We start from the raw sequence: 25,995 nt of genomic DNA, 5'->3' as shown, positions 1-25,995 counted from the left end.
GGTGAGGGCGGGGCGTCAGACGAAGTCGCGCCTGCGGTATGCCAGTGCCTGCCCTCTCCCCCGGCCCCTCTCCCGCAAGCGGGGGAGGGGAGCAACCACCAGGCCCTTCCGACAGGCACGCAAGATCACCAAAACAGGAGACAACAACATGCTGCTGAAAGACAAGATCGTCATCGTATCCGGCATCGGCCCCGGCCTCGGCATCAAGCTGGCGCTGGAAGCGGCGCGCGAAGGTGCCCGCGCCGTGGCCATCGCCGCGCGCACCGCGGCCAGGCTGGATGAAGCGCAGGCCCGCATCGATGCCCTGGGCGCCGACTGCGAGGTGCTGAAGGTGGTGACCGACATCACCGACCGCGCCCAGTCGCGCCACCTTGCCCACGAGACCCTGCGCCGCTTTGGCCGCATCGACGCGCTCGTCAACAGCGCCTTCCAGCACGGCAATTTCCCCGAGCCGGTGGAAGCCGCCGACCTGGACGTGTGGCGCCAGGTGTTCGACACCAATGTCTTCGGCACCATGACGCTGACGCAGGAGGTGGCGGCGCTGATGAAGCCGCAGGGCGGCGGCGCCATCGTGATGATCAACACCCAGGCCACGCGCAAGCCGATGCCGGGCGAATCCGGCTACGCGGCGTCCAAGGGCGCGCTGGCGGTGGCGGTCAAGTACCTGGCGCGCGAGCTGGGGCCGCATGGCATCCGTGCCAACAGCATCTTCATGGGCTGGATGTGGGGCGCGCCGGTGCAGGGCTATGTGCGCCACGCTGCCGCCGAGCAGGGTGTGAGCGAAGACGCGGTGATCGCGCCGGTGACCGCGCAGATCGCGCTGGGCCGCATGCCGACCGACGACGACTGCGCGCGCGCCGCGCTGTTTCTCGTGTCAGACTACGCCAGGGCCATCACCGGCGCCTCGCTGGACGCCAATGGTGGCGATTTCATGCCCTGAGCCCACGGCACCGCATGCCATGACAAGCTACTTTGCCTTCAACGGCGACGCCGACGGCCTGTGCGCGCTGCAGCAACTGCGCCTGGCCGGCGCTTCGCACGCCAGCGACGCCACGCTGGTTACCGGCGTCAAGCGCGATATCCGGCTGCTGGAGCGCATTGACGCGCGCGCCGGCGATACCGTGACGGCGCTCGACATCTCGCTCGACCAGAATCGCGCCGGGCTGCTGCGGCTGCTCGACGCCGGGGTGGCGGTGGACTACTTCGACCACCACCACGCCGGCGACGTGCCCTCGCATGCCGGCCTGCGCGCGCATATCGACGAGGCGGCGCAGGTCTGCACCAGCATCCTGGTCGACCGCCACCTGGACGGGCGCCACCGGCGCTGGGCGGTCACCGCCGCCTTTGGCGACAACCTTGGCGACGTGGCGCGCACGATGGCGGCGCCGCTCGGCCTGGATGCAGCGCAGACGGCGGTGCTGGAACGGCTCGGCACCTGCCTGAACTACAACGCCTACGGCGAGTGCGTGGCCGACCTGCACTGCGATCCCGCCGATCTGGCGCAGCACATGCTGGCCTTCGCCGACCCGCTCGACTTCGCCGCACAGTGCGCCACTTACGCGCTGCTGTGCGAGGGCTACGAGGACGACATGGCGCGCGCGCGCCGGCTGTCGCCCATGCATGAGGTGCCCGGCGCCGCGCTGCTGGTGCTGCCCGATGCGCCGTGGGCACGGCGCGCGATCGGGGTGCTTGCCAACGAGCTGGTGCGCGGACGTCCCGGCGATGCCATCGGCCTGCTGTCGCCCCGGTCCGGCGGCGGCTTTGCGGTCAGCGTGCGCGTGCCGGCGCACAGCGCTACCGGCGCGGCCGACTTCTGCCGCGGCTTCGAGACCGGCGGCGGGCGGCGCCTGGCCGGCGGCATCAACCACCTGCCCGACGCCGACGTCGAGCGCTTCACGCGCAGCTTTGCCGACTGCTTCGGCGCGCCGCTCAGCCCGGCGGGACAAACTCCGTCACCTCCAGGTCGAAGCCGGTGACGGCGCGGTAGGGCACCGGATGGCTCAGCAGGCGCAGCTTGTGCGCGCCCACGTCGCGCAGGATCTGCGCGCCGACGCCGAGCGCGCGCTGCGCGAAGGCCGGCGCGGGCGCGGCCGCGGCTGGTGCGGCCAGCCGGTCCAGGCGCTGCTGCGGCGATTCGCGCTCATCCAGCAGCACCAGCACGCCGCAGCCCTCGGCGCCGATCCGTTCCAACGAGCGTTCCAGGTTCCACGCCGGCGGCGCGGGCATGCCGAAGGCCAGCACGTCGCGCTGCATCTCCACAGCCTGCACCCGCGTCAGCACCGGCGTGTGCGGGTCGGGGTGGCCCAGCACCAGCGCCAGGTGCAGCGCATCCACCGGCGCGTCGTGGTAGGCGTGCACGGTAAAGCGCCCGAACGGCGTGGCCAGTTCGGTCGTGCGGGTGCGGCGCAGCGCGCCCTCGGTCAGCAGCCGGTGGTGGATCAGCGCGCTCACTGAGACCGCCGGCAGCCCGTGGCGTTGGGCGAAGTCCAGCAGCGCCGGTCCGCGCATCAGCTCGCCGTCGTCGTCGAGCACCAGCGCATAAGCCCCGGCCGCGACGCGCCCGGCCAGCCGGGGCAGGTCGGAGCAGGCTTCGGCAAAGCCCGCGCGGCGCAGCACGCCGTCCGGCTGTGCCACCACCGGGAAGACATGGCCGGGCTGGACCAGGTCATGCGGCCGGGCGCGCGGCGCCGCCGCCACGCGCAGCGTCAGCGCGCGGTCGGCGGCGGAGATGCCGGTGCTGACGCCGCTGGCCGCCTCGATCGACACGGTGTAGCGCTCGCGCTCGCGCTGGCGCTGGCCGGCGGCCATCGGCGGCAGCTGCAGCAGCGCGCGGCGCGCCTCGGTGATGGCCATGCACACCAGGCCGCGCGCCTCGGCGGCCATGAAGTTGACGTCGGCCTCGGTGGCGCGCTCGGCCGCCACCAGCACGCAGCCGGTGGCTTCCGCGCTGTCGTCCTCGAGCACCACCACGCACTGTCCGGCGGCGAGCGCGGCCAGCACCTCGGCCATCGGCGCCAGGCGGTCGGCCGCGCTCATGCTGCCTCCTGCCGGCTGCTTGCGCCGAAGGCCTGGCGCAGCGCCGCCGCGGCCGCGTCCAGCCCATGGCTGGCGGCATCCATCACGCCTTGCATGCTGGCGAAGCCATGGATCTGCCCGGGCCAGCGGCGCACGGTGGCGCTGCCGCCGGCGCGCTGCAGCGCCTCGCCGTAGGCCTCGCCCTGGTCGCGCAGCGGATCGAATTCGGCGGTGATGATGGTGGCCGGCGGCAGGCCGTGCAGGTCGCGCTGCTGCAGCGGACTGGCGCGGACATCGCGGGCGTCGGCGGGCGTGGCCAGGTACTGGGCGCGATACCAGTCCAGTTCCGCGGCGCTGAGGAAGTAGCCCTGCGCGCAGGCGCGATAGCTGGCGCTGGCCGCGGCGGCAGCGCTGCAGTCCAGCCAGGGATAGAGCAGCAGCTGGTGCCGCAGCGCGATGCCGCTGCCGCGCAGCTGCTGGCAGGCCACGGCGGCCAGGTTGCCGCCGGCGCTGTCGCCGGCGACAGCCAGCCGGGTCGGGTCGGCACCCAGTTGCGCCGCGTGCGCGGCGGCCCAGCGCACCGCGGCGACGGCATCGTCGGCCGCGGCCGGGAAGCGCGCCTCGGGCGCGAGGCGGTAGTCGACCGACAGCACCAGCGCGCCGCTGCGGCGGGCCAGGCTGCGGCAGATGTTGTCGTGCGAATCGAGGCCGCACAGCACGAAGCCGCCGCCGTGGAAATAAATCACAAGCGGCAGCGCCGCGTTGCCTGGGGCCGCATCGGCAGCATGGGGCCGGTACAGGCGCGCCCGCAGCGCACCGGCCGGGCCTTCCAGGGTGAGGTCTTGCTGCGCGGCGATGGCATCGCCGGGCGCGAAGCCGGGCATGGCCGCCAGCGCGGCGCGGTAGTCGGCGGCGCGCAGCGTGGAGAAGTCGGGGCTGGGCATGGCGGCCATGGCATCAAGCATGGCACGGGCCTGGGGATCGAGCGGCATGGTGTCTCCTGGATGGCGACGAATCGAGTAGTGAATCCGGCGGAAAATCAAACCTGCATCGCAAACGACGGCGCGTTGCCCGCGGCAATGCCCTGCGCGCGCGCCAGCGCCGCGTGCGCGGCCTGTTCGTGCGGCAGGATCCAGAACTGGCCGGCCGACACGCCGTCGAGAATCACGCGCGCTGCCTGGTCCGGCGTCAGGCCGGCGGCGATGCCGTTGCGCAGCGCGCCGTTCATCTGGTGCACCTCCTGCGGCGCGGCGCCTTCCAGGTCCGCCGCGATGCCGGTGGCAACCGGGCCGGGGCAGACCACCGACACCTTGATCGGCAGCCCCGCCGCCTGCAGCTCCAGCGCCAGCCCTTCGCTCAGTGCCACCACGCCCTGCTTGGACAGCGTGTAAGGCGCCAGCCATGGCCCCACGGCAAGCCCTGCCATCGACGCGACATTGACGATATGCCCCGAGCCCTGCGCCGCCATGCGCGGCACGAAGCAGCGCAGCGCATGCAGCACGCTCCACAGGTTGACGCGCATCACCTTGTCGAACACTTCGGGCGGCAGTTCCCAGCAGCGGCCGGTGGCGAGCACGCCGGCGTTGTTGAACAGCAGGTCGACACGGCCCAGCTGCCGGAAGCTTTCGTCGCAAAGGTGCGCGATCTGCCGCGCGTCGGCGACATCGGTCGGCACGGCGACGACGGTGGCGCCGTCGCGTTCCAGCGCCGCGCGTGCGGCTTCGAGCGCATCGGCATCGATATCGGCCAGCGCCAGCGCATAGTCCTGCGCCGCCAGGGCCCTGGCCAGCCCCAGCCCGATGCCGCCGGCTGCGCCGGTGATGACTGCGGCCTGCTGCCGCGGATTTGCCGCCATGGTGAAGGTCTCCTGAAAACGGCGGCGTCGATCGCCGCGCATGGCTCCTTGTAGCGGCGGCGCCGCTAGCGGGCATCGTCTGTTTGGGTGGGATGCCGCTGCGCTACGGGTTGCATAGGGGTTTGCCCTTGGCGGGCGGGCATGGGTCTGTCCTTAGTCTGTTTGGAGTATGTGTTTGCGCCGCCGGCGCGTGACGATGGGCCTGTCCCCCGGGACTAGTCCGGCCGGCATGTGCGAAGAGCGTGCGCGGCCAGGCTGCCTAGGGCAAACCATGAAGGCGGGGCGCAAGCCGCGACCCCTTCGCCGTCCCTATAATCGGGGCACAAAAAAGGGCCACAGAGCCCGCACAAGCCAGCGGCCCGGCTCGCCCGGAGCGCTGCGCACGCCACAATGGAGACAGAGGAAATGCTGATGGAGGTTAGCCAGAGCCAGGCGGCCGCACACCTGTTCGCGCAGGCGACGGTGTCGCTGTCGGAGTTCAGTGCATTGCTGGGCAATATCTACCAGGGCCCGATGGAGCAGGTGCCATGGGGCAAGGCGCTGGAGCAGATCCGGCGCCAGCTCAATGCCAATTACGCCACGCTGATCCTGCGCTCGCCGGCCACCGACCGTCCCGGGCTGATGATCAACGCGTCCGAGCATGGCTCGACGCTGCCGGGCGAGACCTCCTACAACAACTACTACTACGCGCTGGATCCCTTTATCGGGCTGCCGTCGGACCGCGTGGTGACGATCGACGAACACCTCGGGCACGGCGTGTGGTGCAAGAGCGAGCTGTACCTGCAGTTTCTCAAGGACGTCGGCATCCGCTATATCCTCGGCGCCGACCTGCGCACCGACGATGGCGTGGAATGCCGCTTCCGCGTGTGCCGCGACCATGACGGCCCCGATTTCTCCACTGCGGACAAGGCGCTGTGCACCTCGCTGCTGCCGCACCTGAAGCGCGCGGTGGACCTGCATTCGCGCCTGGACGTGGTCGAGTCCGAACGTACCGTATACGCCAGCGCCATCGACCGCATGCTGGTTGGCATGGTAATCCTGGACGAGTCAGGCACCATCATCAAGACCAATGCCGCCGCCGACGAGATCCTCGGCGCCAAGGATGGCATCCGCGTCGCCAAGGGCGGGCTCGATGTCGAGTACGGCCAGGAAAACCGCAAGTTCCAGCGCCTGTTGCGCCAGGCCATGATGGGCCACCTCGGCACCGCGCCGGCGCTGATGGAAGCGATGTCGATCACGCGCCCGTCCGGCAGCGCCAGGCTGGGCGTGCTGATCCGCACCATCCCGCTGAGCGAGTGGTCCGAGGACAACCGCAAGCGCCCCGCCTGCGTGGTCTTCATCCGCGACCCCGAGCGCCGCTCGCAGGCCTCGCACGACGTGGTGCGCCAGCTGTTCGACTTCACCCCGGCCGAGACCCAGCTCGCGCTGCAGCTGGCCAACGGCCTGACGCTGGATGAAGCTGCTGACGAGCTCGGCATCAGCAAGAACACGGCACGCGCGCACCTGCGCGCGATCTTCTCCAAGACCGGCGTGACCCGCCAGGCCACGCTGGTGCGGATGCTGCTGAGCAGCGTGATTTCGCTGGGCTGAGCCGCTTCAGGGCTTTGCGCTGAGCACCAGCGCAAAGCCCTCGGGCGTGCGCAGTACCGCGCGCGTCTCGTGCGGTCCCTGCGCCGCGGGCTGCGCCACCGTGGCGCCAGCCGCCACCAGCCGCGCCATCGCCGCGGCAATGTCCTCCCCCTCATCTATCTTGAAGGCCGGCGCCGGCTGCTCCACCAGCCGTTCCTCGCCGGCCACCAGTGCCAGCGTCAGCGCGCCCGCATCGAGCGCGCAATAGCGGTCGGCGTCGCGGAACTTCACCGGCAGTCCGAGTGCTTCGGTGAAGAACGGCAGCGCGGCGTCGATGTCCGCAACGGGGTAAAGCAGCAGCCTGGCTTGCATGGTGTCGGTTCCTTTCGATAGGCGCGGGCGGTTTGCCCGGTGCCCATGATAGGGACGCGCCCGGCGCGGCTCATAATCCAATCAGACGATGTTGCGACGTCTTGCGCCGACCACACTGCGATCACGCAGGCCGCTTCCGGCCCAAGGCGCAGCGCCTCGCAGTGCCCCGGATGCGGTCTTGTACCGACCAAGCGAGAGGGGACTGCAATGCGTTTTTCGTTGATCTATGAAGCCCAGACCGTCGATGCCTCGCGCGCCGGCGACCACAAGGTGTTCGATGACATCATGGAACAGGTGGTGCTGGCCGAGGACATGGGCTTCGACGTGGTCTGGGCGGTGGAACACACCGCGCTGACCAACTACGCGCACATGAGCGCGCCGGAAACCTTCCTGGCCTTCGTCGCCGGGCGCACCCAGCGCATCGGCATCGGCCACGGCGTGGTGTGCCTGCCGCCGGCGATGAACCATCCGGTGAAGGTGGCCGAACGCATCGCCACGCTCGACATCCTGTCCGGCGGCCGTGTGCACTTCGGCGTCGGCAAGGGCGGCACCCAGCAGGAGGCCGGCACCTTCGGCTACGACCTGAACACCCTGCACCCCATGATCGACGAATCGATGTACCTGATCCCGAAGATCCTGACGCAGGACGAGATCGAGCACGACGGCGAGTTCATCAAGATCCCGCGCCGCCCGATCCATCCCAAGCCGCGCCAGGACCCGCATCCGCTGATGTACCTGGCCTGCACCAATGCCGACACGCTGCAGCGCGCCGGCGCACGCGGCATGGGCGCGCTGGTGCTGGGCTTCGGCGGGCCGGAGGATGTCGCCAAGAAGAACGAGATCTACCGCGCCGCATGGGAAACGCGCAAGCCCGAAGACCAGGTGGGCTTCCGCCCGCACCAGCACCTGGCGGCGCTGTGCCCGACCATCGTGCTGGAAGACGGCCTGGCCGCGCGCAAGATCGGCATCAAGGGGCAGCGCTATTTCATGGAGTCGCTGTCGTACTGGTATGCCGGCGGCGAGCGTCCCGATCCGGCGGCGTGGGACGACGAGCATGTCACGGCCACCGATGCGCAGGGCAAGGCGGTGATCAATACGAAGTTCGCTTCCGAGAAGGTGTCGGTGGATTTCAGCGATCCGTCGATGATGATGCTGAACCCGAACCATGCCTACGGCACGGTGGAGGACTGCATCGGTTATGTGCAGCGGCTGATCGATGCGGGCGCCGATGAAATCCTGTTTATCTGCCAGATGGGCACGGTGCCGCAGTGGGCGCAGCTGGAGACCATCCGCAATATCGGCGAGCACGTGATTCCGCATTTCCGCAAGCAGGGGAGGAAGCTGCGGGCGCTGGCCTGATTTGCGGAGGCGTCTGGCTTGCCGGTGGTTTGCTTCCCTCTCCCGCTTGCGGGAGAGGGGCGGGGGTGAGGGCCGGCGCCTCCACGAAGTCGCACGCGCGCATTCGCGATAACAGCTAGTCCCAACAGACGATGGCACGCCGCCGCGCCGGTGCAAACATCGATGCCAGCCACAAAACCAGGCAAACAAGGAGACCGCGGTGCATCACGAGAACCATCCCAAGGAACTGGCCGAGCGCCTGATCGCGCGCGCCGAGCAGATGATCCCGGCGCTGGCTGGGCGCGCCGCGCAGGCGGAAGCCGACGGGCGCATTCCCGCCGAGACCATTGCCGAGATGCAGGACGCGGGCTTCTTCAAGGTGCTGCAGCCGCGCCGCCACGGCGGCTACGAGCTGGACCCGCAAACGTTCTTCCGCATCCAGATGGCGCTGGCCAAGGGTTGCATGTCCACCGCCTGGGTCTACGGCGTGGTCGGCGTGCACAACTGGCAGCTGGCGCTGTTCGACGAACGCGCGCAACAGGAGGTGTGGGGCAACGATCCCGCCACGCTGATTGCCTCGACCTACATGCCGGTCGGCAAGGTCACGCCGGTGGAGGGCGGCTACCGCTTCTCCGGCCACTGGAAGTTCTCCAGCGGCAGCGAGCTGTGCGACTGGATCTTCCTGGGCGGCCTGGTGCCACCCGCCGAGCCGGGCGGAGCCTATGACTACCGCACCTTCCTGCTGCCGCGCTCGGACTACAAGATCGTGCGCAACTGGGATGTGCTGGGCCTGCGCGCCACCGGCAGCCACGACATCGTGGTCGACGACGTGTTCGTGCCCGACTACCGCACCCACCGCGCCGTAGACGGTGCCATGGGCACCAGCCCGGGGCTGGCCGTCAACGACGTGCCGCTGTACCGGCTGCCGTTCGCGCAGATCTTCGTGCGCGCGGTCTGCACCGCCTGTATCGGCGCGCTCGAAGGCGCGCTGGACGACTTCGTCGCCTACGCCGACGGCCGCGTCAGCAGCAACGGCGGCGGCAAGACCGCGGAAGACGGCGGTGCGCAGATGGCGTGCGCCAGCGCGCAGGTGGCCATCGACGAGATGCGGACCATCCTGGAGCGCAACTTCGACGAACTGCTGGCGGTGGCCCGCGACGGCGGCCAGCTCGAGACCCCGCGCCGCCTGCATTTCCGCTACCAGTCCGCGCAGGTAGCGGAGCGCTGCGCGCAGCTGGCCAACGGCCTGCTGCGCTATGCCGGCGGCAACGGCATCTACCGCAGCAACCCGATGGTGCGCCGCTTCCTCGACCTGCACGCAGCGCGTGCCCACTACGCCAACAACATGGACCGCTTCGGCCAGAACCTGGGCGGCGTGATGATGGGCCGCGCCAATACGGATTTCTTCATCTGAGCCGCACCGGCACGAGGATCCATCATGAGCCAGAGCAGAGCACGCATGCAGCCCGGCGAGTTTGACGTCGTAGTGGTCGGCTCCGGCGCCGGCGGCATGCTCGCCGCCTGCCGCGCCGCCGACCGCGGCCTGTCGGTGGTGGTGCTGGAGAAGAGCAGCCAGTATGGCGGCACCTCGGCGGTGTCCGGCGGCGGCATCTGGATTCCGCTGAACCACCATATCGCGCCGGCGGGCGGGCAGGACGACTACGCCAGCGCGCTGGAATACGTGCTGGCCTGCACCGGCGAGCACGGCGACCCGCAGCGCATCCGCGCTTACCTGGAGCAGGCGCCGCGCATGCTGCAATACCTGGAGCAGCAGGCCGGCGTGCGCTATTACACGCTGCCGCGCTACGCCGACTACTTCCAGAAGTTGCCCGGGGCGATGCCGGGCTACCGCGCGCTCGACCCGATGCCGTTCGACGGCGCCCGGCTGCGCGAAGAGTTCGACCGGCTGCGGCCGCCGTCGCCGGGCACGCTGGTGGGCGGGCGCGTGGCCGTGACCTCGGCCGAGGCGCACGCGCTGCTGTGCCGCTCGCCGGGCTGGTTCGGGCTGGCGCTGCGCCAGTTCGCGCGCTACTGGCTCGACCTGGGCTGGCGCCGCAAGACCCGGCGCGACCGCCGCCTCACGCTCGGCAACAGCCTGGCCGGCGGCCTGCGGCGCGCGATGATGGATCGCGCGGTTCCGCTGTGGCTCGATACCGCGCTGCAGGACCTGATCGTCGAGGACGGCGCCGTGCGCGGCGTGCGCGCCGTGCAGGACGGCCGCGTGGTGGAGATCCGCGCGCTGCGCGGCGTGATCCTGGCCGCCGGCGGCTTCGAGCGCAACCAGGCCATGCGCGAGCAATACCTGCCGCAGCCGACCCGGGCCGCCTGGAGCGCGACGCCGCCCAACAATACCGGCGACGCCATCCGCGCCGCGCAGGCGGCCGGCGCCGGCGTGGCGCTGATGTCGCACGTGTGGGGCGCGCCCACGGTGCAGGTGCAGGGCGAGGAAAAACAGCGCGCGCTGTTTATCGAGCGCGCCATGCCGGGCTGCCTGGTGGTGAACGGGCAGGGCCGGCGCTTCGTCAACGAGGCCGCGCCGTACTCCGAGTTCGTGCCCGCGATGTACCGCGACCACGAGCAGACCGGGTGCAGCGTGCCGGCATGGATGGTGTTCGACGCCACCTTCCGCCACAAGTACCCGTGCGGGCCGATCCTGCCCGGCTCGGTGATGCCGGACCGCAGCATCCCGGCCAGCCTGTCGGGCATCCTGGTGCGCGCCGATACGCTGGCGCAGCTGGCGCAGAAGACCGGCGTGGATGCCGATGGCCTGGCCGCCAGCGTCGCGCGCATGAACGACTACGCCGCCACCGGCGTGGACGCGGAGTTCGGCAAGGGCGACAACCTGTTCGACACCTACTACAGCGACCCGGCGGTACGGCCCAACCCCTGCCTGGCGCCGATCGGCAAGGCCCCGTTCTACGCGGTGCGGCTCGACGCCGGCGATATCGGCACCAAGGGCGGGCTGGTGACCGACGCCAGCGCGCGCGTGCTGCGCGATGACGGCAGCGCCATCGCCGGCCTGTTCGCCATCGGCAATACCAGCGCTTCGATGATGGGCACCAGCTATCCCGGCGCCGGCTCCACGCTGGGCCCGGCGATGACCTTCGGCATGATCGCCGCGGACGTGATCTCGCAGCATGCGCGGCAACCCGCCGCCACGCACCCCGCTCAACCTGTACAGGAGGCTCTATGAGCGCCAGACCCCAACCCAGTCCGGATTCCGGCGCAGATTCCAGCGCGGAAGCCGGTGGCGCGCTGCGCGATGACATGCTCAAGGCGATGCGCCGCATGGCCCGGTCCGTCGCCGTGATCAGCTGCCGCCACGGCGAGCGCCGCTATTCGATGTCGGTGACCGCGGTCGATTCGCTGTCGGCCGATCCGCCCTCGCTGCTGATCTGCATCAACCGCAATGCATCGATCTACCCGCCGCTCGATGCCGGCGCGGACTTCTGCATCAACCTGCTCGCCGCCGACCATCGCGATATCGCGGTCGATTGCAGCGGCCGGCTCAAGGGCGAAGCGCGTTTCACCAGCGGCAAGTGGGAAGACGACCTGCTCGGCGTGCCCTCGCTGCGCAACGCCCAGGCCAACCTGTTCTGCCGGCAGGACGGCCGCTTCGACTATGGCACCCATGCGGTCTTTATCGGCCGGCTGCGCGAGGTCAGGCTGGCCGGCGAGGTCTCGCCGCTGGTCTACGTCGACGGCGCCTACACCACCTCCGCGCCGCCGGGCGCGCTGTGTTCGGCATAACGCGGAGCGCCAGCATGGCCTACGACGCCGTCACGCCCATCCACGCCCCGTTGCGTCTCGATGACCCCGACGCACATCCCTGGCAGGCCGCCTGCGATGCCGTGGTGGTCGGTTTCGGCGCCGCCGGGGCCTGCGCCGCGCTGGAAGCCGCGCATGGCGGCGCGCGCGTGATCGTCGCGGAACGCTTCGAAGGCGGCGGCGCCAGCACCAAAAGCGGCGGCGTGGTCTATGCCGGCGGCGGCACGCCTTACCAGCGCGCGGCGGGCCATGACGATACGCCGCAGGCCATGGCCGCCTACCTGCGCCAGGAAACCGGTGGCGTGGTCAGCGACGCGATGCTGCAGGGCTTCTGCGAAAACAGCCGCGCGATGATCGGATGGCTGGAGGCGCTGGGGGTGCGCTTTGCCGCGACCGTGCCGCCGCGCAAGACTTCGTATCCGGCGCAGCCCTATTACCTGTACTACTCCGGCAATGAGGCGGTGCCTGCCTACGCGCAGCATGCCGCGCCCGCTCCGCGCGGGCACCGCGTCAAGGGCCCCGGCATGTCCGGCCACACGCTGTATGGCGTGCTGCGCCGCGCGGTGGAGGACAACCGGCAGATCACGGTGAGGCGCCAGTGCGCGGCGCGGCGGCTGATTCTGGACCGCGACGGCGCGGTGGTCGGCGTCGAACTGTGGCAGCTGCCGCCGGGCCGTCACCAGAAGCGGCATGCGCGCCTGGCGCGGCTGGCCGAGCGGCTGCACAACGCCGTGCCGGCGCTGGCCGACCGGCTGCGCGCCCAGCTGCTGCAACTGGAGCTGCGCCATGCACAGCCGGTCGCAATACGGACCGGCGCGGTGGTGCTGGCCAGCGGCGGCTTTATCTTCAACCGCGCCATGGTGGCGCGCCATGCCGGCAAGTACCGGCAGGCCTGGCGCCTGGGCGCGACCGGCTGCGACGGCAGCGGCATCCGCCTCGGCGAATCGGCCGGCGGCGCCACGCGGCACCTGGAGCGCGTCTCGGCGTGGCGCTTCATCAATCCGCCGTTCGCCTGGGCGCGCGGCTGCGTGGTCGACGCGCACGGCGCGCGCATCGGCAACGAAGAAACCTATGGCGCCACCCTGGGCCACGCTATCTGCGAGCGGCACGGCGGGCGTGCCTGGCTGGTGCTGAACCGCGCGCTGGCGCGCGAGGCCCTGCGCGAATGCCTGGGCGGCCGGCTGTGGGCATTCCAGGCGGTGCCCGCGGCGCTGCTGCTGTTGGCCGGTGCGCGCCGCGCCGCCAGCGTCGAGGCGCTGGCCGGCAAGCTGGGCATGCCAGGCGCCGCGCTGCGCGCGACCCTTGACGCGTATAACGCCGCGGCGCGCGGCGAGAGGCCCGATCCGGCCGGCAAGTCGGCGGCCATGTGCGCGTCGCTCGAGACCGGGCCGTGGCTGGCCATCGACATCTCGGCCGACAGCCGGATCTTTCCATGCCCGGCGATCACGTTGGGCGGACTGGCGGTGGAGGAATCCAGCGGCCGCGTACTGGCAGCCGCGGATGGAGCCCCGATACCCGGGCTTTACGCCGTGGGCCGCACTGCGGTCGGCATCGCATCCAATCACTACGTGAGCGGCCTGTCGCTTGCCGACTGCATCTGGTCGGGACGCAATGCGGGCCGCCATCTCGCACAACAGCCTGCCGGTGGACGGCAGGCGCATACCCACCAGGAGACTACCCATGAGCCGACGTACTGAAGGAAAGATCGCCATCGTCACCGGGGCCGCCAGCGGCGTCGGCAAGGAAGACGCCTTGCTGCTGGCGCGCGAAGGCGCACGCGTGGTGCTGACCGACGTCAACGAGGAAGCGGGCCACGCGCTGGCGCGCGAGATCGGCGAGACCGCGCTGTTCGTGCCGCACGACATCGCCAGCGAAGCCGGCTGGCAGCAGGTGATGGCGCGCACCGAGCAGCGCTTCGGCGCCCCCAGCGTGCTGGTCAACAACGCCGCCATCCTGATGCTGGGCACGGTCGAGGAGGCCACGCTGGAGCAGTGGCAGCGCGTGATGCGCATCAACGCCGACGGCTACTTCCTGGGCTGCAAGTACGGCGTCGCCGCGATGAAGGCGGGCGGTGGCAGCATCGTCAATATGTCGTCGGTGGCGGCGCTGGGCGGCATGGGCGCGTTCTGCGCCTATAGCGCCAGCAAGGGCGCGGTCGCGGCGCTGACCCGCGCCGTCGCCGGCCACTGCAAGCAGAGCGGCTACCGCATCCGCTGCAACTCGATCCACCCGGACGGCATCCTGACGCCGATGACCGCGGCCTTCCTGCCGGGCGGCGCGACCGCGCTGCCGGAGGAAGTCGGCGGCGCCGAGCCGATGCAGCGCATGTGCCATCCGCGCGACGTGGCCAACCTGGTGCTGTTTCTGGCATCGGACGAATCGCGCTTCATCAACGGCGCGGAACTGCGCATCGACAACGCGCAGACCATCATGGGCGTGGCCTGAGCGCGCGCCGGGAAGCAACGACGAAACAAGGACATCATGGCGCCAGTGCAATTCCATCGGCTGCAGATCGCCGAAGTGGTCGCGGAGACGGACCAGGCGCATTCACTGGTATTCGCGCTGCCGGAGGCGCTGCGCGAGACCTTTTCCTATCGCCCGGGCCAGTTCCTGACCCTGCGCGTGCCGGTCGACGGCGTGCCGCTGCAGCGCTGCTATTCGCTGTCCAGCTCACCGGGCGTGGACGGCGCGCTGCGCGTGACCGTCAAGCGCGTGCAGAGCGGGCGCGTGTCCAACTGGATCTGCGACCATCTCGGCGCCGGCGACACGGTCGAGGCGACGCCGCCGGCGGGCGTGTTCACGCCGCCCGCGCTGCAGGGCGATTTCCTGCTGCTGGCGGGCGGCAGCGGCATCACGCCGGTGCTGTCGATCGCCAAGGCGGCGCTGCGGCACGGGCGCGGCGCGGTCACGCTGGTGTATGCCAACCGCGACGAGCGTTCCATCATCTTTCGCGAGGCGCTGGCGGAACTGGCGCGCAGCCATCCCGGCCGCCTGCGCGTGATCCACTGGCTCGACAGCGTGCAGGGCCCGCCCACGCAGCGCCAGCTCGAGGAACTGGTGCGGCCGTGGAGTATGGCGCAATGCTTTGTCTGCGGGCCCGGTCCGTTCATGGACGGCGCCCAGGCCGCGCTGCAGGCACTGGGCGTGCCACGCGGCCAGTTGCACGTGGAGCGCTTCGTATCGTTGCCCGATGCGACGGCGGCCACGGCGCCGGCCAGCGTGGCCGTGGCCGAACCTGTCGTCGCCGCGCCCGCGATGCACGGCGCCGCCCTGACCGTGCAGCTGGACGGCGCGACCCATCAGGTAGGCGTGGCGCCCGACGAAACCGTGCTCGACGCGCTGCAGCGCGCCGGCGTGGCCGCGCCCAACTCCTGCCGCGCCGGCTTGTGCGGCGCCTGCATGTGCCAGGTGACGCAGGGCGACGTCACGCTCGGCGAAAACCATGTGCTCGACCGCGCCGACCTGGAGGCGGGCTGGACCCTGGCCTGCCAGGCGCGCCCGGCCAGCAGCGAGATCCATTTGAAGTTCCCGGATTGACATGACTCCCTCTGACACCCTCGACGCCATTGTGGCACCGGCCGGCATCGAAGCCGCGGCAAACGACAGCATCGCCGAGACCATTCCCGCGCTGCTGCGGCGCGCGGCCAGCCGCCACGGCGAGCGCATCGCCATCCAGGAAGACGGGCTGCGCCTGAGCTACGCCGCGCTCGACGACATCCGTATCCAGGCGGCGCGCGCGCTGATGGCGCTCGGCGTGCAGCCCGGCGACCGCGTGGCCCTGTGGGCGCCGAACTTCTCCGAGTGGATCATCGCGGCGCTGGCTACGCACAGCGTGGGCGCGGCGCTGGTGCCGCTCAATACGCGCATGAAAGGGGCCGAAGCCGGCGCGGTGCTGGCCGACAGCGGCGCGCGCCTGCTGTTCTGTGTCGACGGCTTCCTCGGCGAAAGCTATCCGCAGATGCTGGCGCCGCACCGCCCCGCCACGCTGGAGCGGCTGGTGATCCTGCGCCCGGGGCAGGGCCGGGCCACCGGCGCCGACGAACTGGCATGGGACGACTTCCTCGCGCTGGCGCCGCGCACCGAGCTGGCGGCATTTGCCGCGCGCGAAGCCGGCGTGCGCGGCGACACGCCGATGGACATCATGTTCACCTCCGGCACCACCGGGCGGCCCAAGGGCGTGATGACCGCGCATGCGCAGAACCTGCGCGCCATCGACGGCTGGGCCGCCATCACCGGCGTGCGGGCCGGGGACCGCTACCTGATCGTCAATCCGTTCTTCCATACCTTCGGCTACAAGGCCGGATGGCTGGCGGCGCTGTCGCGCGGCGCCACCGTGCTGCCCCACCTGGTGTTCGACGCCGAGGCCGTGATGACCCGCGTGGAGAACGAAGGCATTACGGTGCTGCCCGGCCCGCCGACGCTGTACCAGACGCTGCTCAACGCACCGCGTCTGCGCGAATTCGACCTGTCATCGCTGCGCGTGGCGGTGACCGGCGCCTCGGCGATCGCGCCGGCGCTGATCCAGCGCATGCGTGACGAACTGGGCTTCGACACCATCATCACCGGCTATGGCCTGACCGAATCGTGCGGCTTCGCCACGCTGACGCGCGCCGGCGACGATGCCGAAACCGTCGCCGGCACCTCCGGCCGCGCGATGCCGGGCATCGAGATCCGCTGCATCGATGCGCACGGCGAGCCGGTTGCCGCCGGCGAGCCGGGCGAAGTGCTGGTGCGCGGCTACAACGTGATGCAAGGCTATTTCGGCCTGCCGGAAGCGACTGCCGAAGCCATCGACAGTGACGGCTGGCTGCATACCGGCGACGTCGGCACGCTCGATGCGCGCGGCTACCTGCGCATCACCGACCGCATCAAGGACATGTTTATCGTCGGCGGCTTCAACTGCTACCCCGCCGAAGTGGAAAAGCTGCTGGTGGCGCATCCGGCGGTGGCCCAGGTGGCGGTGGTGGGCATGCCGCATGAGCGCCTCGGCGAGGTCGGGCGCGCCTACGTGGTGCTGCGCCACGGCGCACGTGTCGACGCCGATACGCTGATTGCCTGGGCGCGCCGGCACATGGCCAATTACAAGGTGCCGCGCGAGGTGCTGTTCGTGACCTCGCTGCCGGTGAGTGCGGCGGGCAAGGTGCTGAAGTACCAGTTGCGGGCATCGTGACGGGGGATACGTGATGACGGACATGAATTCGCTTGCCGAACGGCTGGACCGGCTCGAGGCCGCGGAGGCGATCCGTGCGCTCAAGCTGCGTTACTTGCGCGCCTGCGACGACAAGGACCCCGAGGCCATGCGGGCCTGCTTTGTCGCCGAGGGAGCGCATATCCACTATGACCGGATCGGGACCTTTGCGGGACGCGATGCGCTGGTGCAGTGTTTTTCAGAACTGGCCTGCCGGCCTACGCTGCGAGAGATGCATTTCGCGGGGCAGGGGGATATCCGCGTGGGGAAGGATGGCACGGCGGCGGGGAGCTGGGACCTGGCTTACCTGGCGCTGGATGATGCCAATGCTCCGGCCCTCACCCCAGCCCTCTCCCGCAAGCGGACGAGGGAGCACCCAAGGGCGAGTTGGAACGCCTGAGGCACTGATCCCGCTGCGGGTTTTGCTCCCCTCTCCTACTTGCGGGAGAGGGCCGGGGGTGAGGGCGGGCGCGTGCAATATCGATGGCCTTCACTTTGTTGATGCTCCGGCCCTCACCCCAGCCCCTGCCGCAAGCGGGAGCGGGGCCGGGGGAGAGGGCCGGCGTGTGCGAGGCCGCCGGCGCGTCCGACCCCTATTCCACGATCGCCGGATGCACCGCCGGCGGGCCGCCCAGAGCCTCCCGGTACGACGGCGGCTGCACGCCTTCCGCGTCGACGATGCCGTAGGCCAGCGCCGCCTCCGCCCCGATCAGCACCTGCCCGGACTTGTCCATCAACGCCGGATCCCGATACAGCGCGTCGATGATGCGTCCCGTGAATTCCGGCGTCTCTGCCACCGGCGCGAACGCCGCGTACTTGTCCGGATGCTCCTCCCATACCCGCAGCGTGCGCGCCGTGCGCAGCGGTCCCATCCACAGCGATACCGCGGCCACGCCGTACGGACGCAGGTCCACCGCCATGTCGTGCGCGAACTTGTCGATGCCCGCCTTTTGCGCGCCGTAGGCCGGCCCATGCATATAGCAATTGGCGCCGAACGACGACGTGAAAACGATCAGCCCGCGCCCCTGCGCCGCCATCACCGGCGCGGCATGCCAGCTGGCGACGTAGCCGGAACGCAGCCCCACCTCGAGAATGCCGGCCATCTCCAGCGGCTTGTGCCAGAACGGCCCCGGCTGGATCAGCTGGTCATGCAGGAAGGTGGCGTTGTTGACCAGGATGTCCAGCCGCCCGGCCTCTTCGCGCACACGGCGGAACAGCGCCGCAACCTGGGCGTCGTCGCCATGGTCGCAGGCGACCGCGATGCCGCGCCCGCCGAGGGCATCGATCTCGCGCGCGGTGGCATGGATGGTGCCAGGCAGCGGCGCGCTGCCTTCCTGTTCGGTGCGGCCGGTCACGTAAACCGTGGCGCCGGCCGCGCCGAGCGCCAGCGCGATGCCCTTGCCGGCCCCGCGCGAGCCGCCCGTGACGACCGCGACGATGGCCTGTTCCGCCTGCTTCATGTCTGTCTCCTGTCTGGGTGATATGCGGACGCCGCAGTGGCTGCCCGCGCTACGGAAGCTTGGGGCGGGCATGGCCCCGCAACATCCTTCGTTCGGACTAAGCGGCGCCACGGCCGGCTACCTCAGGCGGACGATGGCCACCGCTGCGGCAAGGCCGACGATATTCGCCATCCCAACCACCGGCAGGGTGCCGCACCGGCGCCGCCGGTCACAACCAAGGAGTGAGCCTGGCCATGTCCGAACTGGAGCACAAGCAAGCCATTCACGCGCTGACCTGCCGCTACGCGCAGGCGGTGGACCGGCGCGATTTCCCAAGCCTGGCGGAACTGTTCAGCCCGGATGCCCTGCTGAGCGGGCCGGGCTTCCGCATGGACGGCGCGCAAGCCATCGTTGACGGCATGGCAGCGCTCGGCCAGTACAGCGCGACGCAGCACCATGTACACCAGCAAACGGTGGCGCTCGCTGGCGATACCGCGACCGCGGAGACCTATTGCGTGGCCAACCACCTGTATGAACAGGACGGGGTGCGGCGCAAGCTGGACTGGGGCATCCGTTACCAGGACCGCTTCGAGCGCTCTCAAGGCCGGTGGCGCTTCGCAGCGCGCGAGCTGGTGGTCGACTGGACGCAGGACCTGCCGCTGCGGGGGGCGTGACCATGACTCGCGTACTCGAAGGCAGGACCGCACTTGTCACCGGCGGGGCGGGCGGTATCGGCGCGGCCAGCGCGCTGGCGCTGTTGCGCGATGGCGCGGCGGTAGTCCTGATGGGGCGGCGGCGCGAAGCGCTGGAAGCGGCACGGCGCAGCTTGCGCGAGCAAGTGGCCGGCGCCACGGTTGAAATCAGCGTCGGTGACGCATGCCGCGAGGATGACGTGCAGGCCGCGCTGCAGCAGGCCTGGGCGCTGGGGCGCCGTCTCGACATGGTGGTGGCGACAGTTGGCGGCGGCGGCTTTCGTCCGCTGCTGATGCACGATGCCGCGTCGCTGATGGCGGAACTGGAGCTGAACATCGCCAGCGCCTTCCTGGCGATCCGCCACGCCTCGCCGTTGATGGCGCCGCACGGTGGCGCGATCGTTTGCATCTCGTCGAACGCGGCGCGCATGACCTGCCGCTGGCTGTCGGCCTACTGCGCGGCCAAGGCGGGCCTGGATGCACTGGTGCGCGCGGCCGCGGAGGAACTGGCCGGATGCGGCATCCGCGTCAATGCGGTGCGGCCGGGCCTGACCCGCTCCGGGGCGAGCGGGCCGCTGTTCGACAACCCGGCCGTGCTCGGCAAGTTCGTCGCGCAGATGCCGTTGGGCCGCGCCGGCGAGCCGGACGACATCGCCGGCGCGGTGCGCTACCTGGCCGGGCCGGAATCGGGCTGGGTCACCGGCCAGAGCCTTGCCGTCGATGGCGGCAGCGAGCTGCGCGGCAATCCCCTGCTCGATGAAGCCGTGGCGGCCGTGTATGGCGAAGCGGCGCTGCGCGCGGTGCTGGCCGGCAGCATTCCCGACGCCACCTGAAACCAGCCATCCGAGGGAGAGAGGCGATGAATCAAGTCAAAGGCAAGGTCGCGCTGGTCACCGGCGCGGCCAGCGGGGTAGGTCGCGCCGACGCGCTGCTGCTGGTGTCCGAGGGCGCACGCGTGGTGCTCAGCGATGTGAACGAAGAGGCCGGGCAGGCACTGGCCCGCGAGATCGGCGATGCGGCACGGTTCGTACGTCACGATATCGCCAGTGAAGACGACTGGCGCAAGGCCATGGCCGCCGCGCAGGACCGCTTCGGCCGGCTCGACGTGCTGGTCAACAATGCGGCCATTTGTCCCCTGGGTTCGATCGAGGACACCTCGCTCGACACCTGGCGCCGGGTCATGCGGGTCAATGCCGATGGCTACTTCCTCGGTTGCAGGTTCGGCGTGCAGGCCATGAAGGACAACCCGGCCGGCGGCTCGATCGTGGTGATGTCGTCGGTGGCGGCGCTGGGCGGGCTGCCGATGATGTGCGCGTACAGTGGCGCGAAAGGGGCCGTGACCGCGCTGACGCGCAGCGTGGCCGTGCACTGCAAGCGCAACGGCTACGGCATCCGCTGCAATTCGATCCATCCCGACGGCATCTGGACGCCGATGACGCAGGCGCTGGTGCCTGACCTGGATGCGGCGGCGCTGGATATCGGCACGGATCCGATGGCACGCATGTGCCAGCCGGAGGATGTGGCCAACCTGGTGCTTTTCCTGGCTTCGGACGCATCGCGCTTCATCAATGGCGCGGAACTGCGCATCGATAACGCACAGCTGATCTCGGGGCTGTAAATGCGGGCACGGCGGCCTGCCCGCGCGGGCCGCCGTGCCGCCCTTTAGCGGTACTGCGCAACGATCTCGCTGACCGTGCGCAGGATGTCGCCGCGGCGATAGCCGAGCAGGGCCGTTTCGGCCGCGTCCGGCTCGTAGTAGAGCGTGTTGCCCCGGCCGAAGCAGATCGCCGAGTCCGGCAGCAGCGGATGCTCCTGGTCGATGACCGGTGGCACGGGGCGGCCGGCATCGCGGAAGAATGCGCCGAAGTAGTCCTGGAAACTCAGGTTCTCGTCGCCGACGAGATAGGCGTTGCCGTTCTCGCCCCGCAACAGGGCCCCTTCGATCGCTTCCGACAGCGACCTGGCCGAGATGAAATTGACACCGCCCGGCGGGGCGAAGTCAGGCATCGGCGCAAAGCCGCCCCTGGCATAGTCGGTATAGGCCTTGAACATGGGCACGGTCAGGCCGGGCACCGTGCCGACGACGAACGGGGCATTGACGCTGTTGACGCGGAAGGCATCGGTGGCCAGGGCCCGCACGCCTTCGTCGGCCAGCTTGCGCGAGCGGATATAGGCGTTGTCGTCGGCCAGGCGCGGCGCCGCCTGCGGGTAGAAGCTGCCGACATGCACCGCGGTCCGGATGCCGGCATCGCGCGCCGTGCGGAAGAAGCGCGGCACGCCTTCGACGTTGGCGCGCTCCCAGTGCGCCGCTTCGTCGCCGCCAGGCGGGACGTGGCGCACATCGTTGCCGGCGGCGAACACCAGCGCGTCGAAGGCACCCAGCCGCGCCGCGGGCAGGTCATTGGCGATGTAATCGCAGCGCAGGAAGTCCAGCTCGCCCAGCGGCGTGCCGGCGGCGGGGCGGTTGCGTCCCGCGATGGTGACATCGTTGCCGCGGCGGCGCAGGTGCAGGGCCGCATGGCCCCCGATCATGCCGGTGCCGCCGACGATCAGTATCTTCATCCTTGTCTCCTTGGTTGGTGGGGTGGCCGCGGAGTGCGGCCATCAGAGGTTCATGCCGTTGCCGGCGATGACTGGCATGTTGGTCCACGCCCCGCTGGGGTCGCGGTACCAGCCGGCGGCGGCCAGGGCGCCGCCGTTGACATGCAGGGCCGTGCCGGTGATCCAGGCAGCGCGTGGGCTGGCCAGGAACAGGATGCCGTCGGCAATGTCCTGAGGCGTGCCGAAGCGGCCCAGCGGGATCCAGCTCGGGATATGGTGCCGGTGTTCGGCCGCGACCATCTGCGACACGGGAACCTGCGGGGTTTCGGTAGTCTCGGGTGCGATCAGGTTGACGCGGATGCCTGCCGGCGCAAGTTCCAGCGCCAGGCTTTGCGTGAAACCGGTGATGGCAGCCTTGAAGGCGCCGTAGACGCTGCAGTACGGAATGCCGCGGAAGGCCTCGATCGACGAGACGCTGACGATGTTGCCGGCGTCGCTGCGCCGTAGCAGCGGCAGCATGGCGCGCGTGACGGTGAAGACGTGGCCCAGATTGGCTGCGTAGAGGCTGGCGATCTCGCCGTCGGTGTAGTCCTCGAACGGCTTGGCGATGCGAAGGAAATCGCCGACGTTGTTGACCAGGATGTCGAGCCGTCCGAAGCGCTGTCCGATCTGCGCGCCGAGTTCGCGCACAGCGGCGGCGTCGGCAGCGTCACCCTGCAACACCAGCACCTCGGCACCGGGCTTTGTCAGCAGCGCGCGGGCATGGTCGGCGCGTTGCGCATCGATCTCCATGACCGCCACGCGTGCACCCTGTTCCAGAAAGGCCTGCGCGGTGGCGAGCCCGATCCCGGCGCCGCCGCCGGTGATCAGCATGCACTTGTCGGTGAAATCCATCTCGCTTGTTCTCCTTGGGTTGCACTGCGGGAATGCAGGCATTGGAAAGGCCAGGCGCGGTACCGACATCGTCCGATTGCAGGTCAGGGAAAACACCGAGGGCCGTGCAACGGCGGACAGCGTCCCTATAATTGCGCTGCCCCAGGTGCCGCAGAGCGCCGGCAGGCATGCACGGTGGTGTGCAACCAGGAGACAGAGAATGTTGATGGCGACCGTTGAGGCGGGGGACGTGGCGTCGCCCTTGCCTGTGCCAACAGGCCTCAGCGTCACGGAATTCAGCGCGCTGCTGGCCGCGGTCTATGAAGGGCCGATGGAGCCCGTGCCATGGGGCCACGCCCTCGAGATGCTGCGCGCGCAACTCGGTGCCAGCTATGTGAGCTTCATCCTGCGTTCGCCTGCCAGCGACCGCCGCGGCCTGGCGGTGCATGCTTCGGCGCACGGCACCTCGCTGGAGGCCGAGGCTTCTTACAACAGCTACTACTACGCGATCGATCCCTTCATCAACCTGCCCACCGAGCGGGCGGTGACGGTCGACGAGGCGCTGGGCGCCGGCAACTGGTGCCGCAGCGAGATCTTCCGCCAGTTCCTGCAGCCGCTCGGCATCCGCTACCTGCTGGGCGCGGACATCCGTACCGAGGATGGTGTCGAGTGCCGCCTGCGCATTTGCCGCCAGCACGACACGCAGGACTTCTCCGAAGCGGACAAGACCACTTGCGCCGCCATCCTGCCTCACCTGAAGCGCGCGATCCGGCTGCATTCCCGCCTCGATGTGGTGGAATCGGAGCGCTCGCTCTACGCGGGCGCGATCGACCGCATGCTGGTGGGCATGGTGATCCTCGACGCCGCTGGCGCGGTTCTCAAGAGGAATGCCGAGGCCGAGGAGATCCTTGCGGAGAACGACGGCATCCGCCTCAACGGGAATAGCTTCGAGATCGCCTACGCCCACGAAAGCCGCAAGTTCCAGTACCTGCTGCGGCGCGCGCAACTGGGACACCACGGCAGCGAGCCGGCGCTGGCGGAGGCCATGTCGATCACGCGCCCGTCGGGGCGCGGCAAGCTCGGGGTGCTGATCCGCACCATTCCGCTCAGCGAGTGGTCGGAAGAAAACCGCCATCGGCCCGCCTGCGCGGTCTTTATCCGCGATCCCGAGCGCAAGTCGCGCGCCTCGTACGAGGTGGTGCGCAAGCTGTTCGACCTCACTCCCGCCGAAACTGCGCTGGCGCTGGTGCTTGCCGACGGCATGACGCTCGACGAAGCCGCCGAGGCCCTCGGCACCAGCAAGAACACGGCGCGCGCCCACCTGCGCGCGATTTTCTCCAAGACCGGCGTGACGCGGCAGGCGACGCTGGTGCGCATGCTGCTGAGCAGCGTGGTGACGCTCGGCTGAGCGCCAACGCCGCACAACATCGCTCTAGTCCGATCGGAGGATGAGCGCCGCCATCGTCTCGCCTAGCATGCACAGGACCAGCGGGCGCGGCAAACAGATGGCACGTCAGGCGGATACGGCAATGCACGCGCTCCGCGCCCGTTTCTGTTCCGCGCACGCTTCAACCCGTCCGGCCACGGCCGGCACCTGTACCAGGGAGCGTGGAGCATGGAGAAAGTCATTTATATCGTCTGGCGCGATCCGCGCACCGAGCCGGCGGAATTCGCGCGCCGGCTGCGCACGGCACTCGCGGACAAGCTGCTGGCACTGGGCGCACGCGGACTGCAGGTCAACGTGGCCGATGACGCCGTACTGCCTGCCGCGGGCCTGCGCCAGGCCAACACCCGCCCGCAGATGGAAGGGCTGGTCTCGGTCTGGATGGACAGCGCGGTCGACCGCCTGCGCCAGCCGTTCGACCAGGCGCTCGAGGCAGCGGCCGGCCGCATGGCCGGCTACCTCGTGACCGAGTCCCAGCCGATCCGCAATACGCGCTTCCCGGCCGCGGCGGGCGAGCGCACGCCCGGCTTTGCGCAGCTGGCGTTCCTGACGCGGCCGCCCCGGCTCACGCCGAAGGCGTGGCTGGACATCTGGCACAACCACCACACGCAGGTGGCGGTCGAGACCCAGGACAACTTCCTCTATGTGCAGAATGTGGTGGTGCGGCCGCTGACCTACGCTGCGCCACCTTGCGACGCCATCGTCGAGGAGTGCTTTCCCGACGCGGCAATGACCGACCCGCAAGCGTTCTTCGACGCGGTCGGCAACGAAGAGAAGTTCCAGCGCAACCTCCAGGCCATGATGGCGAGCTGCCAGCGTTTCATCGACTTCGACAAGATCGACGTGGTCCCCACCAGCCAGTACATCGTCCGCCCCGCCAGCGCCTGAATCCGGACCCGGATCGGCTAGTCCCACTGGACGATGTGCCGGGTAGCCGCGCGCGGAAGAATAGGTCTCATCAGCCAGCAGTGGCAACGAACCTGAGGAGACCCGCATGTTGGATATCCGTGCGCTCGGCTACATCGTGGTCGAGTCCACCGACCTGGGGCAATGGCGGCAGTATGCGGAGCAGGTGCTCGGCATGACCTGCGCCGGCGCCCCCGGCGGTGCGCTGTACGTGAAGATGGACGAGCGCGACTACCGCTACCTGGTGGTGACGGGTGCGCGCGATCGCTACCTGGCATCGGGCTGGGAGCTGGCCGACGAGCCGGCCTATCGCCATGCGCTCGAGACGCTGCGCCAGGCCGAGGTCGAAGTCGTGCACGCCAGCCCCGCCGAACTGGCGCAGCGCCGGATGCAGGCGATGGCCTGGTTCACCGATCCGTCCGGCAACCGCCACGAGGTCTCGTGGGGCATGCGCTCCGACTTCCTGCGCTTCGTCTCGCCGGTCGGTGTGCCGCGCTTCATCACCGACCCGATGGGCGCGGGCCATACCGTGCTGCCGGCGCCGGTCTTCGACCGGACCTATGCCTTCCTGCGCGACGTGATGGGCTTCGGCCTGTCCGACATCTACCGCGTGCGCTTCACCAGCGACCCCAACGAGCCGGAAAAGCGCATCCACTTCCTGCATTGCGCCAATGCGCGCCACCACAGCCTGGCGATCTTCGAGATGCCGTCCGAAGCCGGCTGCATCCACGTGATGGCTGAGGTGCCCGACATGGCCGAGGTGGGCCGCGCGCTGGACCGGGTGCACCAGCACGGCGTGAAGCTGTCGGCCACGCTGGGACAGCACTGCAATGACCGCATGACTTCCTTCTACATGAAGACCCCCGGCGGCTTCGACCTCGAGTACGGGCACGGCGGGCTGGAGGTGGACTGGAGCCGCCACGCCGCCTACGAGGCCACGCGGGTCAGCCTGTGGGGCCATGACTTCAGCATCGGATACCGCTAAGCGCGGCACA

General features: G+C 69.9%; 25 protein-coding genes. 18 read left to right on the top strand and 7 right to left on the bottom strand.

The window, feature by feature from the left end; genetic code table 11:
* Positions 1-148: 148 nt before the first annotated feature.
* Positions 149-940 carry an SDR family oxidoreductase gene (locus A3AG_RS0130625; protein WP_018009083.1) on the top strand — a complete coding sequence of 264 codons (792 nt, stop codon included), beginning with the start codon at positions 149-151 and terminating at the stop codon, positions 938-940.
* 19 nt (positions 941-959) lie between these two features.
* The gene (locus A3AG_RS0130620; protein WP_018009082.1) at positions 960-1,976 is read left to right on the top strand and encodes a hypothetical protein; all 1,017 of its coding nucleotides are present in this window, start codon (positions 960-962) and stop codon (positions 1,974-1,976) included.
* On the opposite strand, the gene A3AG_RS0130615 is transcribed toward A3AG_RS0130620, so the two are convergent.
* From A3AG_RS0130615 to A3AG_RS0130605, 3 genes are read right to left on the bottom strand one after another with little or no spacing between them, the layout of a single operon-like run.
* On the bottom strand, positions 1,930-3,036 hold the full coding sequence (locus A3AG_RS0130615; protein WP_018009081.1) for a 3,4-dihydroxy-2-butanone-4-phosphate synthase: 1,107 nt from the start codon (positions 3,034-3,036) through the stop codon (positions 1,930-1,932). The two genes, A3AG_RS0130620 and A3AG_RS0130615, sit on opposite strands and share 47 nt — an antisense overlap.
* A complete protein-coding gene (locus A3AG_RS0130610) occupies positions 3,033-4,007 on the bottom strand; it encodes an alpha/beta hydrolase (protein ID WP_018009080.1) in 975 nt (324 codons plus the stop codon). Before A3AG_RS0130610 ends, A3AG_RS0130615 begins: the two co-directional genes overlap by 4 nt.
* Positions 4,008-4,054: 47 nt before the next feature.
* On the bottom strand, positions 4,055-4,870 hold the full coding sequence (locus A3AG_RS0130605; RefSeq protein WP_026164586.1) for an SDR family NAD(P)-dependent oxidoreductase: 816 nt from the start codon (positions 4,868-4,870) through the stop codon (positions 4,055-4,057).
* Between the two features lie 405 nt (positions 4,871-5,275).
* On the opposite strand from A3AG_RS0130605, the gene A3AG_RS0130600 reads away from it, so the two are divergent.
* Positions 5,276-6,460 (top strand): helix-turn-helix transcriptional regulator, encoded by a 1,185-nt coding sequence (locus A3AG_RS0130600; protein WP_018009078.1) that lies wholly within the window; start codon positions 5,276-5,278, stop codon positions 6,458-6,460.
* Between the two features lie 6 nt (positions 6,461-6,466).
* On the opposite strand, the gene A3AG_RS0130595 is transcribed toward A3AG_RS0130600, so the two are convergent.
* Positions 6,467-6,811 carry a VOC family protein gene (locus A3AG_RS0130595; RefSeq protein WP_018009077.1) on the bottom strand — a complete coding sequence of 115 codons (345 nt, stop codon included), beginning with the start codon at positions 6,809-6,811 and terminating at the stop codon, positions 6,467-6,469.
* A 207-nt stretch (positions 6,812-7,018) separates the two neighbouring features.
* Here A3AG_RS0130595 and A3AG_RS0130590 point away from each other — a divergent pair, with 207 nt between their 5' ends.
* From A3AG_RS0130590 to A3AG_RS0130550, 9 genes are all read left to right on the top strand, one after another.
* Entirely contained in the window at positions 7,019-8,170 is a 1,152-nt protein-coding gene (locus tag A3AG_RS0130590) for an LLM class flavin-dependent oxidoreductase (RefSeq protein ID WP_018009076.1), read from the top strand.
* 199 nt (positions 8,171-8,369) lie between these two features.
* Positions 8,370-9,563 (top strand): flavin-dependent monooxygenase, encoded by a 1,194-nt coding sequence (locus A3AG_RS0130585; protein ID WP_018009075.1) that lies wholly within the window; start codon positions 8,370-8,372, stop codon positions 9,561-9,563.
* Positions 9,564-9,587: 24 nt separating this feature from the next.
* On the top strand, positions 9,588-11,342 hold the full coding sequence (locus tag A3AG_RS0130580; protein WP_018009074.1) for an FAD-dependent oxidoreductase: 1,755 nt from the start codon (positions 9,588-9,590) through the stop codon (positions 11,340-11,342).
* Entirely contained in the window at positions 11,339-11,899 is a 561-nt protein-coding gene (locus A3AG_RS0130575) for a flavin reductase family protein (protein ID WP_018009073.1), read from the top strand. The genes A3AG_RS0130580 and A3AG_RS0130575 overlap by 4 nt, the downstream gene beginning before the upstream one ends.
* 14 nt (positions 11,900-11,913) lie before the next feature.
* Positions 11,914-13,614: an FAD-binding protein gene (locus A3AG_RS0130570; protein WP_018009072.1), complete on the top strand. Its 1,701-nt coding sequence runs from the start codon at positions 11,914-11,916 to the stop codon at positions 13,612-13,614.
* Complete coding sequence (locus tag A3AG_RS0130565) at positions 13,598-14,362, top strand: SDR family oxidoreductase (protein ID WP_018009071.1); 765 nt, start codon at positions 13,598-13,600, stop codon at positions 14,360-14,362. Before A3AG_RS0130570 ends, A3AG_RS0130565 begins: the two co-directional genes overlap by 17 nt.
* 36 nt (positions 14,363-14,398) lie before the next feature.
* Positions 14,399-15,454, top strand: coding sequence for a ferredoxin--NADP reductase (locus tag A3AG_RS0130560; protein WP_018009070.1), 1,056 nt, complete (start codon positions 14,399-14,401; stop codon positions 15,452-15,454).
* Position 15,455: 1 nt separating this feature from the next.
* The gene (locus A3AG_RS0130555) at positions 15,456-17,087 is read left to right on the top strand and encodes a FadD3 family acyl-CoA ligase (protein WP_018009069.1); all 1,632 of its coding nucleotides are present in this window, start codon (positions 15,456-15,458) and stop codon (positions 17,085-17,087) included.
* A gap of 13 nt (positions 17,088-17,100) precedes the next feature.
* Positions 17,101-17,505, top strand: a complete 405-nt coding sequence (locus A3AG_RS0130550; RefSeq protein ID WP_035849923.1) for a nuclear transport factor 2 family protein — start codon at positions 17,101-17,103, stop codon at positions 17,503-17,505.
* A 193-nt stretch (positions 17,506-17,698) separates the two neighbouring features.
* Here A3AG_RS0130550 and A3AG_RS0130545 read toward each other — a convergent pair whose 3' ends face one another.
* Positions 17,699-18,565: an SDR family NAD(P)-dependent oxidoreductase gene (locus tag A3AG_RS0130545; protein ID WP_026164585.1), complete on the bottom strand. Its 867-nt coding sequence runs from the start codon at positions 18,563-18,565 to the stop codon at positions 17,699-17,701.
* 233 nt (positions 18,566-18,798) lie between these two features.
* On the opposite strand from A3AG_RS0130545, the gene A3AG_RS0130540 reads away from it, so the two are divergent.
* From A3AG_RS0130540 to A3AG_RS0130530, 3 genes are read left to right on the top strand one after another with little or no spacing between them, the layout of a single operon-like run.
* On the top strand, positions 18,799-19,218 hold the full coding sequence (locus A3AG_RS0130540; RefSeq protein ID WP_018009131.1) for a nuclear transport factor 2 family protein: 420 nt from the start codon (positions 18,799-18,801) through the stop codon (positions 19,216-19,218).
* Between the two features lie 2 nt (positions 19,219-19,220).
* Complete coding sequence (locus tag A3AG_RS0130535) at positions 19,221-20,069, top strand: SDR family NAD(P)-dependent oxidoreductase (protein ID WP_018009067.1); 849 nt, start codon at positions 19,221-19,223, stop codon at positions 20,067-20,069.
* 26 nt (positions 20,070-20,095) lie between these two features.
* Positions 20,096-20,854 (top strand): SDR family oxidoreductase, encoded by a 759-nt coding sequence (locus A3AG_RS0130530; RefSeq protein ID WP_018009066.1) that lies wholly within the window; start codon positions 20,096-20,098, stop codon positions 20,852-20,854.
* Between the two features lie 44 nt (positions 20,855-20,898).
* On the opposite strand, the gene A3AG_RS0130525 is transcribed toward A3AG_RS0130530, so the two are convergent.
* Together A3AG_RS0130525 and A3AG_RS0130520 are read right to left on the bottom strand one after the other, a co-directional pair.
* On the bottom strand, positions 20,899-21,798 hold the full coding sequence (locus A3AG_RS0130525; protein ID WP_018009065.1) for an NAD-dependent epimerase/dehydratase family protein: 900 nt from the start codon (positions 21,796-21,798) through the stop codon (positions 20,899-20,901).
* A gap of 42 nt (positions 21,799-21,840) precedes the next feature.
* A complete protein-coding gene (locus tag A3AG_RS0130520) occupies positions 21,841-22,671 on the bottom strand; it encodes an SDR family NAD(P)-dependent oxidoreductase (protein WP_018009064.1) in 831 nt (276 codons plus the stop codon).
* A gap of 199 nt (positions 22,672-22,870) precedes the next feature.
* Between A3AG_RS0130520 and A3AG_RS0130515 the strand changes: the two genes are divergently transcribed.
* From A3AG_RS0130515 to A3AG_RS0130505, 3 genes are all read left to right on the top strand, one after another.
* Entirely contained in the window at positions 22,871-24,058 is a 1,188-nt protein-coding gene (locus A3AG_RS0130515; protein WP_018009063.1) for a helix-turn-helix transcriptional regulator, read from the top strand.
* 207 nt (positions 24,059-24,265) lie between these two features.
* Positions 24,266-24,982: an EthD domain-containing protein gene (locus A3AG_RS0130510; RefSeq protein ID WP_018009062.1), complete on the top strand. Its 717-nt coding sequence runs from the start codon at positions 24,266-24,268 to the stop codon at positions 24,980-24,982.
* A gap of 106 nt (positions 24,983-25,088) precedes the next feature.
* A complete protein-coding gene (locus tag A3AG_RS0130505) occupies positions 25,089-25,985 on the top strand; it encodes a VOC family protein (RefSeq protein WP_018009061.1) in 897 nt (298 codons plus the stop codon).
* Positions 25,986-25,995 lie beyond the last annotated feature (10 nt).

The organism is Cupriavidus neocaledonicus (genome assembly GCF_000372525.1).
Taxonomy (GTDB): Bacteria; Pseudomonadota; Gammaproteobacteria; order Burkholderiales; family Burkholderiaceae; genus Cupriavidus; species Cupriavidus neocaledonicus.
This window is presented reverse-complemented; position numbering and strand designations above follow the sequence as displayed.

What these genes read in the sequence shown, in the direction of transcription:
- A3AG_RS0130625 (WP_018009083.1), top strand. Translation starts at nt 149, where the DNA reads ATGCTGCTGAAAGACAAGATCGTCATCGTATCCGGCATCGGCCCCGGC.
- A3AG_RS0130620 (WP_018009082.1), top strand. Translation starts at nt 960, where the DNA reads ATGACAAGCTACTTTGCCTTCAACGGCGACGCCGACGGCCTGTGCGCG.
- A3AG_RS0130615 (WP_018009081.1), bottom strand. Translation starts at nt 3,036, where the DNA reads ATGAGCGCGGCCGACCGCCTGGCGCCGATGGCCGAGGTGCTGGCCGCG.
- A3AG_RS0130610 (WP_018009080.1), bottom strand. Translation starts at nt 4,007, where the DNA reads ATGCCGCTCGATCCCCAGGCCCGTGCCATGCTTGATGCCATGGCCGCC.
- A3AG_RS0130605 (WP_026164586.1), bottom strand. Translation starts at nt 4,870, where the DNA reads ATGGCGGCAAATCCGCGGCAGCAGGCCGCAGTCATCACCGGCGCAGCC.
- A3AG_RS0130600 (WP_018009078.1), top strand. Translation starts at nt 5,276, where the DNA reads ATGCTGATGGAGGTTAGCCAGAGCCAGGCGGCCGCACACCTGTTCGCG.
- A3AG_RS0130595 (WP_018009077.1), bottom strand. Translation starts at nt 6,811, where the DNA reads ATGCAAGCCAGGCTGCTGCTTTACCCCGTTGCGGACATCGACGCCGCG.
- A3AG_RS0130590 (WP_018009076.1), top strand. Translation starts at nt 7,019, where the DNA reads ATGCGTTTTTCGTTGATCTATGAAGCCCAGACCGTCGATGCCTCGCGC.
- A3AG_RS0130580 (WP_018009074.1), top strand. Translation starts at nt 9,588, where the DNA reads ATGAGCCAGAGCAGAGCACGCATGCAGCCCGGCGAGTTTGACGTCGTA.
- A3AG_RS0130575 (WP_018009073.1), top strand. Translation starts at nt 11,339, where the DNA reads ATGAGCGCCAGACCCCAACCCAGTCCGGATTCCGGCGCAGATTCCAGC.
- A3AG_RS0130570 (WP_018009072.1), top strand. Translation starts at nt 11,914, where the DNA reads ATGGCCTACGACGCCGTCACGCCCATCCACGCCCCGTTGCGTCTCGAT.
- A3AG_RS0130565 (WP_018009071.1), top strand. Translation starts at nt 13,598, where the DNA reads ATGAGCCGACGTACTGAAGGAAAGATCGCCATCGTCACCGGGGCCGCC.
- A3AG_RS0130560 (WP_018009070.1), top strand. Translation starts at nt 14,399, where the DNA reads ATGGCGCCAGTGCAATTCCATCGGCTGCAGATCGCCGAAGTGGTCGCG.
- A3AG_RS0130555 (WP_018009069.1), top strand. Translation starts at nt 15,456, where the DNA reads ATGACTCCCTCTGACACCCTCGACGCCATTGTGGCACCGGCCGGCATC.
- A3AG_RS0130550 (WP_035849923.1), top strand. Translation starts at nt 17,101, where the DNA reads ATGACGGACATGAATTCGCTTGCCGAACGGCTGGACCGGCTCGAGGCC.
- A3AG_RS0130545 (WP_026164585.1), bottom strand. Translation starts at nt 18,565, where the DNA reads ATGAAGCAGGCGGAACAGGCCATCGTCGCGGTCGTCACGGGCGGCTCG.
- A3AG_RS0130540 (WP_018009131.1), top strand. Translation starts at nt 18,799, where the DNA reads ATGTCCGAACTGGAGCACAAGCAAGCCATTCACGCGCTGACCTGCCGC.
- A3AG_RS0130535 (WP_018009067.1), top strand. Translation starts at nt 19,221, where the DNA reads ATGACTCGCGTACTCGAAGGCAGGACCGCACTTGTCACCGGCGGGGCG.
- A3AG_RS0130530 (WP_018009066.1), top strand. Translation starts at nt 20,096, where the DNA reads ATGAATCAAGTCAAAGGCAAGGTCGCGCTGGTCACCGGCGCGGCCAGC.
- A3AG_RS0130525 (WP_018009065.1), bottom strand. Translation starts at nt 21,798, where the DNA reads ATGAAGATACTGATCGTCGGCGGCACCGGCATGATCGGGGGCCATGCG.
- A3AG_RS0130520 (WP_018009064.1), bottom strand. Translation starts at nt 22,671, where the DNA reads ATGGATTTCACCGACAAGTGCATGCTGATCACCGGCGGCGGCGCCGGG.
- A3AG_RS0130515 (WP_018009063.1), top strand. Translation starts at nt 22,871, where the DNA reads ATGTTGATGGCGACCGTTGAGGCGGGGGACGTGGCGTCGCCCTTGCCT.
- A3AG_RS0130510 (WP_018009062.1), top strand. Translation starts at nt 24,266, where the DNA reads ATGGAGAAAGTCATTTATATCGTCTGGCGCGATCCGCGCACCGAGCCG.
- A3AG_RS0130505 (WP_018009061.1), top strand. Translation starts at nt 25,089, where the DNA reads ATGTTGGATATCCGTGCGCTCGGCTACATCGTGGTCGAGTCCACCGAC.